This window comes from Agrobacterium sp. V1, from assembly GCF_030518355.1.
GTDB classification, from domain to species: domain Bacteria; phylum Pseudomonadota; class Alphaproteobacteria; order Rhizobiales; family Rhizobiaceae; genus Agrobacterium; species Agrobacterium cucumeris.
In genome coordinates this window covers 2,662,955-2,677,500 of the sequence record NZ_JAULSF010000001.1, presented here as the reverse complement: position 1 = coordinate 2,677,500, position 14,546 = coordinate 2,662,955, and the positions used below count along the sequence as shown (strand labels likewise).

Sequence of the window (14,546 nt, the reverse complement as noted above, 5' to 3'; positions counted from 1 at the left end):
CGCGGCCGTTATGTGATGGCGAATGGCCGGGGTGCCGAACTTGCCGAGACCGAGCGGCTGGCGGCGAGCAGGATGCTTGTCGTGGCCGACATTACCGGGCGAGCGGCGCAGCCGCGCATCCTTGCGGCAGCAGGCATCGACAGGGCCGATATAGAAGAGCGGATGCCGCACCTTATCGTTCAGCAGGACCAGTTGCTCTTTGACAAGGCAAGCGGCCAGGCACGTGCGCGCCGGGTCACGCGCCTCGGCGCCATCATCCTCGATGAAACGCCCCTGCCCCGCCCGGAAGGCGAAAAGGCCGCACAGGCGCTGGCCAATGGCATTCAGGAATTCGGCATCGGCATTCTGCCCTTTTCGAAAGAAACCCAGCAGCTGCGCGACCGGATCGGTTTTCTGAACGCGAGCATCGGTGAACCCTGGCCGGACGTCAGCGATGCAGCATTGCTTTCGCGACTTGAAGATTGGTTCGTTCCTTTCCAACACGGTGCGCGTAGCCTGCAGGACATTCGACCCGGCAGCCTTTCCGAAGGGATTATGTCTCTCGTGCCACACGAGGTGGCGCGAGACCTCGGAAGACTGGCCCCAACATATTTCGAGGCGCCGACGGGCCAGCGGCATCCAATCCGCTACGACGCCAGCGAACCGACCCTTTCCATTCGCGTGCAGGAACTTTTCGGGCTGACGTCGCACCCCGCGATCGCGCAGGGGCGCTTGCCGCTACTGCTGGAATTGACCTCGCCCGCACACAGGCCGATACAGACCACTCGCGATCTTCCGGGTTTCTGGGCGGGGTCGTGGAAAGATGTACGGGCGGATATGCGTGGGCGTTATCCGCGCCATCCATGGCCGGAGGACCCGGCAGCGGCCCTGCCGACCAGCCGCGCGAAACCGCGCGGGACGTGAAGACGATGAATAGGGTAAAGGAGACGAAGGTGGCTGGTCATCCGATCGAAACCACAAGGCTTGGCCGCGCCAGCCGCAGAATAAGGCTGCAGACGATTGTCTGGCTGCGTTGGCTGGCGGTTGCTGGACAGACAGCGACGATCCTTTTCGTTGCTTTCGGGCTGAACTTCCCCCTGCCGCTGCTGGCCTGCGGCCTGCTGATTGCGGCGCTGGCGCTTGCCAACCTGTTTCTCACCGCCCGCTTTCCCTCCACCTATCGCCTGGAACCCTGGGAAGCGACATTGCTGTTGGCCTTCGACCTGCTGCAATTGACGGCGCTGATCTATATTACCGGCGGCCTTTCCAATCCTTTCGCGCCGCTGATCTGCGTGCAGGTCATCATCGCGTTTGCCTCGCAGCCGCTGCGGCATTCGCTTATTCTTCTTGCTTTTGCCGTCATCTGCTCGACTGCGATCGCCTTTTCGCCGTTTCCGGTTCCCTGGTATCCCGGCGAGGTCTTGCCGATCCAGCTTCTGCTGCATGTCGGTACCTGGGTCGCGATCATCGCCACCACATCCTTTGCGGCCTTTTATGCCTATCGCGTTTCGCATGAGGCCAATCAGCTGGCGGACGCGCTGGCTGCAACCGAACTGGTGCTGGAGCGGGAAAAACACCTCTCGCAGCTGGATGGGCTGGCAGCCGCCGCAGCGCATGAGCTCGGCACGCCGCTTGCGACCATCAGCGTTGTCGCCAAGGAAATGGAGCGGGAACTCGGAAATGATGAAAAATATGGCGAAGACATAGCGCTGCTGCGCAGCCAGAGTGAAAGGTGCCGCGATATTCTGCGCCGCCTCACATCGCTTTCCGCCGATAATGAGGAACATATGCGCCGCCTGCCGCTGTCTTCGCTGATCGAGGAGGTGATGGCGCCGCACCGGGAATTCGGCATTCGCCTTGAGCTCGTGGAAAAGAGCAACCGGGCCGACGAACCGGTCGGCATTCGCAACGCCGGCATCATCTACGGACTGGGCAACCTCATCGAAAACGGCGTGGACTATGCGCGGGAGAAGGTGACGGTGACGGTGGAGCATGATTCGCAGAATGTCGCTGTCCTCATCGAGGATGATGGGCCGGGTTATGCCCATGACGTGCTTGCCCGTATCGGTGAGCCCTATGTGACGGAACGGCACAACGACACCCGGGCGGGCGGGCTGGGACTTGGCCTTTTTATCGCCAAGACACTGCTTGAGCGATCCGGCGCCGCCGTTACCTTCGAAAATCGCGGCTCCAGCAAAACCGGGGCGCGGGTCACAATCATCTGGCCTCGCGCGCTTATGGACGATAAAAGAAACCGTTGACTTTACCATCCACGTTGAAGCGGCGATAAGAAGAAGAAACAAAGCCGACGAAGTTGCCGGAAGGCCGGAAACATGAAGACAGAAGACCAGACCCCAACCACCAGCGCAGCTGCGGACGATATCGACCCCATCGGACCCGACAAATCTCTGCTGATCGTCGATGATGACGGCCCGTTTCTGCGCCGGCTTGCCCGGGCAATGGAAACACGCGGCTTTGCCGTCGACACTGCCGAGACGGTTAGCGATGGTATTGCCCGCTCCAAGGCCGCACCGCCTAAATATGCGGTGGTCGATCTGCGGCTTGCCGATGGCAACGGACTGGAAGTGATCGAAGCCATCAGGCAGAACCGGGACGATACGCAGATCGTCGTTCTGACCGGTTATGGCAACATCGCAACCGCCGTTACCGCCGTGAAGCTTGGAGCGCTGGATTATCTGGCCAAACCCGCCGATGCGGACGATGTCTTTAATGCCCTGACGCAGCGCAAGGGCGAAAAGACCGAAGTCCCTGAGAACCCCATGTCAGCCGACCGGGTGCGGTGGGAGCATATTCAGCGCGTTTATGAAATGTGCGAACGCAACGTCTCAGAGACCGCCCGCCGTCTCAACATGCACCGGCGCACCTTGCAGCGCATTCTCGCCAAGCGCGCACCGAAGTAATCACTCTCCGAAGCTGCGCCCGGTCGTCCATTCCGCCAGCATCAACCGGGTTGCAGCGGTTCTCGAGAAATCCAGCATCACCGATTTGCGGGTCGCCGGCGGCAATTTATGCTCCGGCGCATCGCGAAGCATATGGGCACCATATCCATCCGAAAGGATCAATCCGCACTCTTCCGGAAAGATATCGGTCGGCACTTCCGGATGGGTGGCGAAAAACAGCCGGTCGCAATGCAATCGGTATTCCGGCCATTTGCGATCGACACGAAAATCCTCGATCGAAGATTTGATTTCGATGATCCAGATCTCCCCCTTGACCGACAGGCTGATGAGATCCGCTCTTCGTCCGCTCGCAAGCGGCAGTTCCGGCAGCACCGAATGACGCATCTCGTGCAAAAGGACCTGAACGCCGCGACGCACCAGCATCGCCTTGTCCGACTGGCGACCGTCTATTAAGGGATTATTGTTGGTAACGGAAAGAATAGTCATGGATAAAGGCTGCTGAAGCGTTTGGCCTATTGTTGCAAAAAGGCAATCAACCGGTAATTTTAAATGCGCGACCGTCTCGCGGCGGCGCAACGGCTTGCCAAGAGCGGCTGAATGGAAAATAACCGATTTATCCAATTAAGCCTACTCCTTCGCACAATTTGGCGAATTTTCCGCGAGAACGACATGCGCATCCGTACTTCATTGACCGCACTTGGTCTGACGGCAGCACTGGCTCTGGCCGGCTGCGCTGAAACCACCTCCCAATCAACTCGCCCGACATCCGGCACGATCGCGGCGTCAGTGCCGGTTGCCGACCCCGTTCCGGCGAAGGTCGAAACCGTCCAGATTTTCAATGACGTATACGGTCCCGTGACCGATGCGGGCTATGCGCTGCCGGCCATTCCGATCAATCGTGTAAACGAGAAGTTCCGTCGCCAGATCGTTGAGTTCCAGACGAACGAACGTCCCGGCACGATCATCGTCAATACGCGCGATCGTTACCTTTATTACATCCTGTCCGGCAACCGCGCCGTCCGGTACGGCATCGGCGTCGGCAAGGCAGGTTTTGCCTGGGCCGGTGAAGCCTATGTTGCCTGGAAGCAGGAATGGCCGATGTGGCATCCGCCGAAGGAAATGGCGGACCGCAAGCCCGAAGTCGCGAAATATGTCGAGGCGGGCATGGGCCCCGGCCTGTCCAACCCGCTCGGCGCGCGCGCCATGTATCTCTTTAACGAAAAGGGACAGGATACACTGTTCCGCATCCATGGTTCGCCCGAATGGGCTTCGATCGGCACCGCAGCCTCTTCCGGCTGCATCCGCATGATCAACCAGGATGTCATGGATCTTTACAGCCGTGTCCGTCCGGGCCGCAGCTCCAAGGTCGTCGTGATCCAGTAAGATAAGACAGAAGACAAAGAAAAAGCCGCCGTGGAATTTCCCGGCGGCTTTTTTATTTATCTAAACGCTTAAGCAGCGGCTTCAGGCTGACTGCTTCGCCTTCAGTTCCAGGCGGCGGCGGTGCAGAACCGGTTCGGTGTAACCATTCCGCTGTTCGCGGCCCTTCAGCACAAGCTCGACAGCCGCCTGAAATGCGATCGATCCTTCAAAATCGGACGCCATCGGCAGATAGGCAGCGTCGGCGGCATTCTGCCCGTCGACTACGGCAGCCATGCGCTTCATTGTCTCAACGATCTGCCCTTCCGTCACCACGCCATGGCGCAGCCAGTTCGCCATGTGCTGTGCGGAGATGCGCAGCGTCGCGCGATCTTCCATCAGTCCGACATTGTTGATGTCAGGCACCTTGGAGCAACCGACACCCTGATCGACCCAGCGCACGACATATCCCAGAATGCCCTGCGCATTATTGTCGAGTTCGCGCTGGATTTCCTCCGGCGTCCAGTTGGGACGCGGCGCGACCGGCACCGACAGAATATCGGAAAGCTTCGCGCGACCTCGGCTTTTCAAGCCTTCCTGAACGGCGGCGACATCGACCTTGTGATAATGCGTGGCATGCAGCGTCGCTGCCGTCGGCGACGGCACCCAGGCGGTGTTGGCGCCGGCTTTCGGATGTGCGATCTTCTGCTCCAGCATCGCCGCCATCAGGTCCGGCATGGCCCACATGCCCTTGCCGATCTGCGCGTGGCCGGAAAGGCCGCATTCCAGACCAATATCGACGTTCCAGTTCTCGTAAGCGGTAATCCAGGCGGCCTGTTTCATGTCGCCCTTGCGGATCATCGGCCCCGCTTCCATCGAGGTGTGGATTTCGTCGCCGGTGCGGTCGAGGAAGCCGGTGTTAATGAAGACAACGCGATCCTTCGCAGAACGGATACTTTCCTTGAGGTTGACCGTGGTGCGACGCTCCTCATCCATGATGCCCATCTTCATGGTATTAAGCGCCATGCCGACAAGATTTTCGACGCGCGAGAATATCTCGTTGGCGAAAGCGACTTCCTCTGGCCCGTGCATCTTCGGCTTGACGACATACATGGAGCCGGCGCGGGAATTCTGCCGACGCCCGGACGGGCCGACATCGTAAAGCGCGATCAGTGCGGTGACGACAGCATCCATGATGCCTTCCGGAACCTCGCGGCCATCCCTGTCGAGGATTGCCGGATTGGTCATGAGATGACCGACATTGCGCACCAACATCAGCGAGCGACCCGGCAAAGTGAGCGCCGAACCATTGGGCGCGGTATAATAACGATCCGGGTTCAGCCTGCGGGTGAAGGTCTTGCCACCCTTCGCAACCTCCTCTGTCAGATCGCCGCGCATCAGGCCAAGCCAGTTGCCGTAAACCAGAACCTTGTCTTCCGCATCGACGGCAGCGACCGAATCCTCACAATCCATGATGGTCGTCAGCGCGGATTCGAGAATGACATCGGAGATGCCCGCCTTGTCGCCCTTGCCGATTTCCGTCGACGGATCGATGACGATCTCGGTGTGCAAACCGTTCCTGCCGAGCAGGATCGTTGCCGGCTTTTCCGCCTCACCGGTAAAGCCCTTGAATTGAGCGGCGTCCTTCAACCCCGTCGTGGCGTCACCGATTGCAAGCTGCAACAGGCCGTCAACGATCTTGAAGCCTGACACATCGGACCAGCCTGCAGTTTCGAGCGGCGCCGATTCATCGAGGAAGTTGCGCGCCCAGGTGATGACCTTTTCGCCGCGCTTCGGATTGTAGCCCCTGCCCTTTTCCGCACCATCAGCATCAGAGATGGCATCGGTGCCGTAAAGTGCGTCGTAAAGCGAACCCCAGCGGGCATTGGCGGCATTCAGGGCATAACGCGCATTCATGACCGGAACAACGAGTTGCGGGCCGGCGACGGCAGCAATTTCCGGATCGACATTGCCGGTTTCCACCTTGAAGCCGGGGCCTTCCGGCAGCAGGTAACCGATTTCCTTCAGAAAGCCCTCATAGACAGCAAAATCCACCGGAGCGCCGTTCTGTCGGTACCAGCCATCCAGTTTTTCCTGCAGCGCATCGCGCTTTGCCAGCAATTCACGGTTCTTCGGAGAAAGCTCGTGAATGATGGCCGAGAAGCCTTCGAAGAAAGCCTCGCTGTCCAGACCCGTGCCCGGCAGCACTTCATCCGTCAAAAAAGCATAAAGCTTGTCATCGATGGAAAGACCGAATTTATTCGTGCGGCTCACATGCGCCTCCTCTATTCTAGGCGTCCAGATTGGACGTTGAAGAGGGCGCTCGTCAATTGCGGCAGGCAGCCAAATATTATTTCCATTTTGGAAACAATGCGGCCGATAGTCGTCTTTTTCTACAAAAGCGCCTGCAAGTCCTTGATGCGGTCATTCACCAGCCAGCCGTAATAGTTTTCTTCCGGCATTAGGGGCTGCTCGCCGCCTACGGCGCGCTGGCGGTTCTTCTGGGCGAGAGCGGCCGCGCGCTGCTGCGAGCCGCCGACATTATAAAGCGTGGAGGTGACGCCGGGATTTTTCGAAATATCCATATCGGCAATCGATCTGTAATCATCGATCGATTTACGGATGGAGGCGGCCATAAAGGCCAGCGAGCGGTCCGGGTCCATGATCGCCGTATAAACGGCTGTGGCGTCGTTCTCGTCCAACCTGTCATAGCCCGATGTTTTCGACACCATGTCGGACAACATCAGCGCCGTCAGCGGGTTGATCTGGCCGAGACCGAAGGTCTGCCCGGCATAGAAGGGCTGGAAAAATACGGCGCTGAAACGGTTATTCGGATAGGCGACGCCATCCACCGTCCTGCCGCGGAAGCTGTCGTCCCAGACATCTTCCCGACAGTTCCACAGGCCGTAGGAATCCTTCTTCGACTGACATTTGGTAAATTGCGAGCGCGTCAGAAACTGCGCGATGGTTTCGTCCTTATACCCGAAACGGAAGCTGCTGCCGGCATAGGAGGCGGCTTTGACATAGTAGGATTGCAGCCGGTCATAAGCATCGACATTATAAGTATGCTCGCCGACAATCGCGCCGATCATATGGATCGGATCGATACCGTAGCGCCCGGCCGTCGACTTGATCTTGGCGATCAGCGCCTTGTCGGAGGACAAGAGGTCGATCACCTTCTGATATTTACGTTCGAAAGAGCTGTTGGACGCCTTCGTCCTGCGCGCGGAAGCACCGGGGACACCGGGCTGTTCGGCATTGCGATTGCCCGGCGGAACGACCGTTGCGGCCTCGACGTAAGAAGACGAGACGACGGTGAACGTCAAAGCAGCGGCAAATGCCAGAAGAGTTTTGCGCACGAGCGAATGCCTTTTCTCAAGCCTGCGGCTTCCCTGCAAAAGAGGAAAACCAGACCATTCCACGAAAGCGGTTCCAACCGGAATGCAGCCCTTCCCATAAACAAAATGCGGGCTGAATGCGAGATGAGGCAGATAAAATAAAAGAGTGCGGCAAATATGGCCGCACTCTTCTTTCGTTCTCCCTGAAGTCTTCAGAGAATATAACGCGACAAATCCGTATCGGCGGCCAGATCGCCGACATGTTTTTTGACGTATTCCTGATCGATCTTGATGGCAGACCCACCGCGATCCGGCGCGTTGAACGAAATCTCGTCCAGAACCCGCTCCATCACCGTCTGCAGGCGACGCGCACCGATATTCTCAACCGAAGAATTGAGATGAACGGCCACATCGGCCAAAGCGTCAATCGCATCATCGGTGAAATCAAGGTCGAGTTCTTCCGTCGCCATCAGCGCCTTGTACTGGCGGATGAGGCTTGCTTCCGTCTCGGTAAGGATCCGGCGGAAATCCTCCTTGGTCAGCGGCTTCAGCTCAACGCGGATCGGCAGGCGGCCCTGAAGCTCCGGCAAAAGATCGGATGGCTTTGCCACATGGAACGCGCCTGACGCGATGAACAGGACGTGATCGGTTTTGACGGGGCCGTATTTCGTCGAAACCGTCGTGCCTTCGACAAGCGGCAGGAGGTCACGCTGCACGCCTTCACGCGAAACGCCGGCGCCCATGCCGCCATCGCGCGCCGCGATCTTGTCGATCTCGTCGAGGAAGACAATGCCGTCATTTTCCACCGACTTCACTGCTTCGCGCTGGATCATTTCATTGTCGAGCAGCTTGTCGGATTCATCACGGACGAGATCGGTATAGGATTTCGAGACCGTGGTGCGCACTTTCTTGGTGCGTCCGCCCATGGCCTTGCCGAACATTTCCGACAGGTTGAGGACGCCGATATTGGCGCCCGGCATGCCGGGAATTTCGAAACCGGGCATGCCCGATCCGCTATCGGCAACCTCGATATCGATTTCCTTGTCGTCCAACTCGCCATCACGCAGCTTCTTGCGGAAGCTTTCGCGAGTGCCGGGCGACGCGGTCGTCCCGACAAGCGCATCGAGTACCCGTTCTTCAGCGCTGGCATGCGCCTTGGCCTGTACTTCTGCGCGCTTCTTTTCACGCACGAGCCCGATACCGATTTCCACGAGATCGCGGATGATCTGTTCGACATCGCGGCCGACATAACCGACTTCGGTGAACTTGGTCGCCTCGACCTTGATGAACGGGGCGCCGGCCAACTTTGCAAGACGACGGGAAATCTCCGTCTTGCCGACACCGGTCGGCCCGATCATCAGAATATTCTTGGGCATCACTTCATCGCGCAGGCTCTCATCGAGTTGCTGGCGACGCCAGCGGTTGCGCAGTGCGATCGCGACCGCACGTTTCGCATCATGCTGGCCGATGATGTGGCGGTCCAGTTCCGAGACAATTTCCCGGGGTGAAAAAGTGGTCATTCTATCCTCTCGGCTTTCCTGCTCCGGCCGGCCATTCCGGCCCGGCCCACAGGACCCATGGTTGAGAAAATTCGCTTATTCGGCGTCGAGCATTTCGACGACGAGATTATGGTTGGTATAAACGCAGATATCGGCGGCGATATCGAGCGCCTGGCGCGCTACGTCTTCGGCCGACTTGTCCGTGTCCATCATGGCGCGGGCAGCCGCAAAGGCGTAGTTGCCGCCGGAACCAATGGCGATCGCGCCGTGCTCCGGCTCCAGCACATCGCCATTGCCGGTTATGGCAAGCGTGGTGGATTTATCAGCGACCAGCATCATGGCTTCGAGATTGCGCAGATATTTGTCCGTGCGCCAATCCTTGGCGAGTTCGACTGCAGCGCGCATCAGCTGGCCCGGATATTGCTCGAGTTTCTTTTCAAGACGGTCGAGCAGCGTGAAGGCATCTGCGGTCGCGCCAGCAAAACCGGCAATCACTTCACCCTTGCCGATGCGGCGAACCTTGCGGGCATTGCCCTTCATGACGGTCTGGCCGAGGCTTACCTGACCATCGCCAGCCATGACGACCTTGCCGCCTTTTCTGACTGTAATAATCGTTGTCATCAAACACCTGTCTGCCCTGTCGGGCCTGCGGTTAACGGGCCGGTATGCGGCCCTTCTCGAGTTCTATGTAAGTTTGCTTTTCGCGATTGCAATCTTCGAGGCAACGCACCGTTTTCGGCATGTCGGGCAAGACGATGGAACAACTGGATATTTGTGTCCCGTGCTGATAAGGAACGGCAACATTTTCACGGAGCGGCCAAAATGGCAGAACGTAAAGGCGAGATTATCCGCACCACCAACGAGACTTCGGTTTCGGTGCGTGTGGATATCGACGGCACCGGCAAGTCGACAATTTCCACCGGCGTGGGATTTTTCGACCATATGCTGGACCAGCTGAGCCGCCATTCGCTGATCGACATGCACATCGAGGTCAAGGGCGACCTGCATATCGATGACCATCACACCGTGGAAGATACTGGCATCGCCATCGGCCAGGCGATTGCCAAGGCGCTGGGTGACCGTCGCGGCATTACCCGTTATGCCTCGCTTGATCTCGCCATGGACGAGACGATGACCAAGGCTGCCGTCGATATTTCCGGCCGGCCGTTCCTCGTCTGGAACGTCAATTTTTCCGCCCCGAAGATCGGCACTTTCGACACGGAGCTGGTGCGCGAGTTCTTTCAGGCGCTGGCCCAGAATGCCGGTATTACGCTGCATATCCTGAACCATTACGGCGCCAACAACCATCATATCGCCGAAACATGCTTCAAGGCCGTTGCCCGCGTTCTTCGTACGGCAACCGAGATCGACCCCCGGCAGGCAGGCCGCGTTCCCTCCACAAAGGGTATGCTGGCCTGACGCCAAAGCTGTCAGGAAGCCCATGACAAGCTATCTCGTTCTGGAAGCCCGAAACGGGCCGGACAGGGACCACAAAACGACCCGTTTCATTGCAGACCGTTTCGTCTGGCTGGCTCTGATTGCGCCGTGGTTGTGGCTCGCGATCAACCGCGCGTGGCTGGCGGCAGTGGTCGTTTTTATCGCCCTCGTTCTGGCCGGTCAGGCATCAATGTTACCCGGATTCGAACCGGTCGGCATTCTGTGCGGCTTTGCCATTTCCCTTATCACCGCACTGGAGGGACGCGATTTTCTCGTTCGGCACTTGATCCGAAAAGGCTGGAAGATGACATCGATCATCTCCGCCCCTGATCTTTCGAGTGCGGAAGACATATATTTCTCCAAGCTCTCAGAAAACACGGAAACGACGGAACAGCTTTCACAGCCGGTCTGGACCGCTTCGCCGCAGAAGAACGGTGACAAAAACTTCGTCAACGATCCCGCCGGATCGTTTCTTTTCGACTTGAATGGAAGGCGCTGACATGCGTGTCGCGATCATCGACTACGGTTCGGGCAATTTGCGTTCGGCCACCAAAGCTTTCGAGCGTGCCGCCCGCGAGGCCGGCATCAATGCCACCATCGATCTGACCGACAGGCCGGATCACGTCGCTACGGCGGACCGTATCGTCCTGCCTGGTGTCGGCGCCTATGCGGATTGCCGCGCCGGTCTTGATGCCGTTCCCGGCATGCATGAGGCGCTCATAGAAGCCGTCGAGAAAAAAGCCCATCCCTTCCTCGGCATCTGCGTCGGCATGCAGCTGATGTCGTCGCGCGGCCTGGAAAAGACCGTTAGTGCCGGACTTGGCTGGATTGAGGGAGACGTCGTGGAAATGACGCCATCCGATACCAGCCTCAAAATCCCGCAGATCGGCTGGAACACGCTGGAAATCCGCCACGCCCACCCGCTGTTTGACGGCATCAAGACCGGTGCGGACGGGCTGCACGCCTATTTCGTGCATTCCTATCATCTGGCGGCCAAGCATTCGACGGATGTCATCGCCACCACCAATTATGGTGGCGCGATGACTGCTTTCGTCGGTCGTGACAATATGGCGGGCGCGCAGTTCCACCCGGAAAAAAGCCAGACGCTCGGCCTTGCCCTGATTTCCAATTTCCTGCGCTGGAAGCCCTGACATGATTCTTTTTCCCGCAATCGACCTTAAAGACGGCCAGTGCGTTCGCCTGAAACTCGGCGATATGGACCAGGCCACCGTTTACAACGAGGATCCCGGTGCACAGGCAAAGGCCTTCGAAGACCAAGGCTTCGAATGGCTGCATGTCGTCGATCTCAACGGCGCCTTTGCCGGCCAGACCGTGAATGGCGAGGCGGTCGATGCCATTCTGAAAGCCACGAAAAACCCGGTGCAGCTTGGCGGCGGCATCCGCACGCTTGATCACATTGAAGCGTGGCTGAGCCGCGGGCTTGCCCGTGTCATTCTCGGCACCGTCGCGGTGCGCGATCCGGTTCTCGTCATTGAAGCCTGCAAGCGTTTCCCCGGCCAGGTCGCCGTCGGCATCGATGCCAAGGGCGGCAAGGTCGCTGTTGAAGGCTGGGCCGAGGCCTCCGAACTCGGCGTCATCGAACTTGCCAAGCGCTTCGAGGGTGCCGGCGTCGCCGCCATCATCTATACCGATATTGATCGCGACGGCATTCTGGCCGGCATCAACTGGGCCTCGACGCTGGAATTGGCCGATGCCGTCTCCATTCCGGTCATCGCGTCCGGCGGCCTTGCCTCCATCGATGATATCAAGCGCATGCTGCAGCCGGATGCCGCAAAGCTCGAAGGCGCGATTTCAGGCCGCGCGCTTTATGATGGGCGTATCGATCCCGCGGAGGCGCTTGCCCTCATCAAGGCTGCGAAGGAAGTAAGCGCATGACCCTCAAAGCCCGCATTATTCCCTGCCTCGATGTAAAGGACGGCCGCGTGGTCAAGGGCGTCAACTTTGTCGACCTGATCGATGCCGGCGATCCCGTCGAGGCGGCGAAAGCCTATGATGCAGCGGGAGCCGATGAACTCTGCTTTCTCGATATTACCGCCTCCTCGGATAATCGCGACACGATCTTCGAGGTGGTTTCGCGCACGGCCGATCATTGTTTCATGCCGGTAACGGTTGGCGGTGGGGTTCGCAGCGTTGCGGATATTCGCAAGCTGCTTCTGTGCGGGGCCGACAAGGTCTCGATCAATTCCGCAGCCGTCAAGGATCCGGATTTCGTGGCGCAGGCCGCCGACAAGTTTGGCAACCAGTGCATCGTCGTTTCCATCGATGCCAAGCGGGTTTCCAAGGACGGAGAAGCCGACCGTTGGGAAATCTTCACCCATGGCGGACGCCAGCCAACCGGGATCGACGCCGTAGAGTTTGCCATCAAGATGGTGGAGCGCGGCGCAGGTGAATTGCTCGTTACCTCGATGGATCGCGACGGCACCAAGAGCGGCTATGATATCGGCTTGACGCGCAGTATTGCCGATCAGGTTCGTGTACCCGTCATCGCTTCTGGCGGCGTCGGCACGCTGGATGATCTGGTGGCAGGCGTTCGTGATGGTCACGCGACGGCGGTGCTCGCCGCCTCCATCTTCCACTTCGGCACCTATTCGATCGGGCAAGCCAAGAGTTACATGGCCGAGCATGGCATCGCCATGCGTCTCGACTGATTGCAGGAACATCTCATGAGCGCATTTTCCCTTTCCGATCTGGAACGCATCGTCGCAACCCGCGCCGCTGCATCTCCTGACGAATCCTGGACGGCCAAACTTGTCGCGGCCGGGCAGGAACGGGCGGCTAAAAAACTCGGCGAAGAGGCAGTTGAAGCTGTCATCGCTGCCATCGCGAAAGACCGCGACGGGCTGAAGAATGAAGCCGCTGACCTGCTTTACCATCTGCTGGTGGTACTGAAGATCGCCGACATTCCCTTGAGCGACGTTTTTGCCGAGCTGGAGCGCCGGACGGGCCAGACCGGCCTTGCGGAAAAGGCGGCGAGGCCCAAATCATGAATGTCACGGCAGGCAGTGGGGAGAGAGGCATGCCGAGCACAATCGATCATTTCCGGCCCGATGAATATTCGCCCTACCACTTCTTCAGTTCGGAAGAATGGGCGAAATTTCGCGCCGATACGCCACTGACGCTTTCCGCCGACGAGGTCAAACGGCTGCGCTCGCTTGATGATCCGATCGATCTGGACGAAGTGCGGCGCATCTATCTGTCGCTGTCGCGCCTGCTATCTTCGCATGTAGAAGCATCGCAACTGCTTTTCGAGCAGCGCAACCGCTTTCTCAACATGGGGGATGTCAACAAGACACCATTCGTCATCGGTATTGCCGGTTCAGTCGCGGTTGGAAAATCAACGACGGCGCGTATCCTGAAAGAGCTTCTGGCGCGCTGGCCCTCCAGCCCGAAGGTCGATCTCATCACCACAGACGGATTTCTCTATCCGAATGAGGTGCTGCGGCGTGAAAACCTGATGGAGCGCAAGGGCTTTCCGGAAAGCTACGATATCGGCGCGCTGTTACGTTTCCTGTCGGCCATCAAGGCAGGCCAGCCGAATGTGAAGGCACCGCGTTATTCGCACCTGACCTATGACGTCCTGCCGAACGAATTCACAGTCATCGACCAGCCAGACATCCTGATCTTCGAAGGCATCAACGTGCTGCAGTCGCGTGACCTGCCGGCGGGCGGGCGGATCGTGCCCATCGTTTCCGACTTCTTCGACTTCTCGATCTATATCGATGCCGACGAGGATTTCATTCACAACTGGTATGTGAACCGGTTCATGAATCTGAGAAACACGGCTTTCCGCGATCCCAATTCATTCTTCAACCGTTATGCGTCGATCAGTGAAGAAGCGGCGCTCAGCATTGCCGAGGGTCTCTGGCAGAACATCAACCTGAAGAACCTGCGCCAGAACATCGTTCCGACGCGCCCGCGTGCGGACCTTATTCTGCGAAAGGGAAAGAACCACCTGATCGATACGGTAGCGCTTCGCAAACTGTAAAGATGCC

16 protein-coding genes (1 of these 16 cut by a window edge) are annotated in these 14,546 nt (G+C 58.6%); 11 read left to right on the top strand and 5 right to left on the bottom strand.

The genetic code is table 11. The features are described 5' to 3' along the window. The 3 genes from hrpB to QSV77_RS12845 all read left to right on the top strand — a co-directional run. Nucleotides 1-903, top strand: the final stretch of a protein-coding gene (gene hrpB / locus QSV77_RS12855) for an ATP-dependent helicase HrpB (protein ID WP_302733731.1). Its footprint begins 1,584 nt before the window's first position; only the last 903 of its 2,487 coding nucleotides appear in the window; the start codon falls outside the window, past its left edge; the stop codon is at nucleotides 901-903. 29 nt (nucleotides 904-932) lie between these two features. Then, nucleotides 933-2,240 (top strand): two-component system sensor histidine kinase ActS, encoded by a 1,308-nt coding sequence (gene actS, locus QSV77_RS12850; protein ID WP_142842367.1) that lies wholly within the window; start codon nucleotides 933-935, stop codon nucleotides 2,238-2,240. Nucleotides 2,241-2,312: 72 nt separating this feature from the next. Continuing rightward, nucleotides 2,313-2,900, top strand: coding sequence for an ActR/PrrA/RegA family redox response regulator transcription factor (locus QSV77_RS12845; protein ID WP_271362651.1), 588 nt, complete (start codon nucleotides 2,313-2,315; stop codon nucleotides 2,898-2,900). Here QSV77_RS12845 and QSV77_RS12840 read toward each other — a convergent pair whose 3' ends face one another. Continuing rightward, nucleotides 2,901-3,386, bottom strand: coding sequence for an MmcB family DNA repair protein (locus QSV77_RS12840; protein ID WP_004444350.1), 486 nt, complete (start codon nucleotides 3,384-3,386; stop codon nucleotides 2,901-2,903). Between the two features lie 183 nt (nucleotides 3,387-3,569). On the opposite strand from QSV77_RS12840, the gene QSV77_RS12835 reads away from it, so the two are divergent. Next, nucleotides 3,570-4,283, top strand: a complete 714-nt coding sequence (locus QSV77_RS12835; RefSeq protein WP_302733730.1) for a L,D-transpeptidase — start codon at nucleotides 3,570-3,572, stop codon at nucleotides 4,281-4,283. Between the two features lie 81 nt (nucleotides 4,284-4,364). Here the strand turns inward: QSV77_RS12835 and QSV77_RS12830 are convergent, their stop codons facing one another. The 4 genes from QSV77_RS12830 to hslV form a co-directional block, all read right to left on the bottom strand. After that, the gene (locus QSV77_RS12830) at nucleotides 4,365-6,533 is read right to left on the bottom strand and encodes a malate synthase G (protein WP_302733729.1); all 2,169 of its coding nucleotides are present in this window, start codon (nucleotides 6,531-6,533) and stop codon (nucleotides 4,365-4,367) included. 119 nt (nucleotides 6,534-6,652) lie between these two features. Continuing rightward, nucleotides 6,653-7,618 (bottom strand): DUF1402 family protein, encoded by a 966-nt coding sequence (locus tag QSV77_RS12825; protein ID WP_302733728.1) that lies wholly within the window; start codon nucleotides 7,616-7,618, stop codon nucleotides 6,653-6,655. Nucleotides 7,619-7,809: 191 nt separating this feature from the next. Continuing rightward, complete coding sequence (gene hslU / locus QSV77_RS12820) at nucleotides 7,810-9,117, bottom strand: ATP-dependent protease ATPase subunit HslU (protein WP_142842095.1); 1,308 nt, start codon at nucleotides 9,115-9,117, stop codon at nucleotides 7,810-7,812. 75 nt (nucleotides 9,118-9,192) lie between these two features. Further along, nucleotides 9,193-9,717 carry an ATP-dependent protease subunit HslV gene (hslV, locus tag QSV77_RS12815; protein ID WP_142842096.1) on the bottom strand — a complete coding sequence of 175 codons (525 nt, stop codon included), beginning with the start codon at nucleotides 9,715-9,717 and terminating at the stop codon, nucleotides 9,193-9,195. A gap of 201 nt (nucleotides 9,718-9,918) precedes the next feature. Here hslV and hisB point away from each other — a divergent pair, with 201 nt between their 5' ends. From hisB to coaA, 7 genes are read left to right on the top strand one after another with little or no spacing between them, the layout of a single operon-like run. Further along, a complete protein-coding gene (gene hisB / locus QSV77_RS12810; protein ID WP_142842097.1) occupies nucleotides 9,919-10,515 on the top strand; it encodes an imidazoleglycerol-phosphate dehydratase HisB in 597 nt (198 codons plus the stop codon). Nucleotides 10,516-10,537: 22 nt separating this feature from the next. Further along, the gene (locus QSV77_RS12805; protein WP_302733727.1) at nucleotides 10,538-11,032 is read left to right on the top strand and encodes a DUF2628 domain-containing protein; all 495 of its coding nucleotides are present in this window, start codon (nucleotides 10,538-10,540) and stop codon (nucleotides 11,030-11,032) included. A gap of 1 nt (nucleotide 11,033) precedes the next feature. Further along, nucleotides 11,034-11,684 carry an imidazole glycerol phosphate synthase subunit HisH gene (hisH, locus tag QSV77_RS12800; RefSeq protein WP_302733726.1) on the top strand — a complete coding sequence of 217 codons (651 nt, stop codon included), beginning with the start codon at nucleotides 11,034-11,036 and terminating at the stop codon, nucleotides 11,682-11,684. 1 nt (nucleotide 11,685) lies between these two features. After that, nucleotides 11,686-12,429 (top strand): 1-(5-phosphoribosyl)-5-[(5-phosphoribosylamino)methylideneamino]imidazole-4-carboxamide isomerase, encoded by a 744-nt coding sequence (gene hisA / locus QSV77_RS12795; protein ID WP_302733725.1) that lies wholly within the window; start codon nucleotides 11,686-11,688, stop codon nucleotides 12,427-12,429. Further along, nucleotides 12,426-13,202: an imidazole glycerol phosphate synthase subunit HisF gene (hisF, locus tag QSV77_RS12790; protein ID WP_269700722.1), complete on the top strand. Its 777-nt coding sequence runs from the start codon at nucleotides 12,426-12,428 to the stop codon at nucleotides 13,200-13,202. The genes hisA and hisF overlap by 4 nt, the downstream gene beginning before the upstream one ends. Nucleotides 13,203-13,217: 15 nt before the next feature. Further along, entirely contained in the window at nucleotides 13,218-13,541 is a 324-nt protein-coding gene (locus QSV77_RS12785) for a phosphoribosyl-ATP diphosphatase (RefSeq protein ID WP_142842102.1), read from the top strand. After that, complete coding sequence (gene coaA, locus QSV77_RS12780; RefSeq protein WP_193559532.1) at nucleotides 13,538-14,539, top strand: type I pantothenate kinase; 1,002 nt, start codon at nucleotides 13,538-13,540, stop codon at nucleotides 14,537-14,539. Before QSV77_RS12785 ends, coaA begins: the two co-directional genes overlap by 4 nt. Nucleotides 14,540-14,546 lie beyond the last annotated feature (7 nt).

Excerpts from the sequence above, each read along its gene's own strand:
- QSV77_RS12845 (WP_271362651.1), top strand. The coding sequence starts at position 2,313 with ATGAAGACAGAAGACCAGACCCCAACCACCAGCGCAGCTGCGGACGAT.
- QSV77_RS12840 (WP_004444350.1), bottom strand. The coding sequence starts at position 3,386 with ATGACTATTCTTTCCGTTACCAACAATAATCCCTTAATAGACGGTCGC.
- QSV77_RS12835 (WP_302733730.1), top strand. The coding sequence starts at position 3,570 with ATGCGCATCCGTACTTCATTGACCGCACTTGGTCTGACGGCAGCACTG.
- hslU (WP_142842095.1), bottom strand. The coding sequence starts at position 9,117 with ATGACCACTTTTTCACCCCGGGAAATTGTCTCGGAACTGGACCGCCAC.
- hslV (WP_142842096.1), bottom strand. The coding sequence starts at position 9,717 with ATGACAACGATTATTACAGTCAGAAAAGGCGGCAAGGTCGTCATGGCT.
- hisB (WP_142842097.1), top strand. The coding sequence starts at position 9,919 with ATGGCAGAACGTAAAGGCGAGATTATCCGCACCACCAACGAGACTTCG.
- QSV77_RS12805 (WP_302733727.1), top strand. The coding sequence starts at position 10,538 with ATGACAAGCTATCTCGTTCTGGAAGCCCGAAACGGGCCGGACAGGGAC.
- hisH (WP_302733726.1), top strand. The coding sequence starts at position 11,034 with ATGCGTGTCGCGATCATCGACTACGGTTCGGGCAATTTGCGTTCGGCC.
- hisA (WP_302733725.1), top strand. The coding sequence starts at position 11,686 with ATGATTCTTTTTCCCGCAATCGACCTTAAAGACGGCCAGTGCGTTCGC.
- hisF (WP_269700722.1), top strand. The coding sequence starts at position 12,426 with ATGACCCTCAAAGCCCGCATTATTCCCTGCCTCGATGTAAAGGACGGC.
- QSV77_RS12785 (WP_142842102.1), top strand. The coding sequence starts at position 13,218 with ATGAGCGCATTTTCCCTTTCCGATCTGGAACGCATCGTCGCAACCCGC.
- coaA (WP_193559532.1), top strand. The coding sequence starts at position 13,538 with ATGAATGTCACGGCAGGCAGTGGGGAGAGAGGCATGCCGAGCACAATC.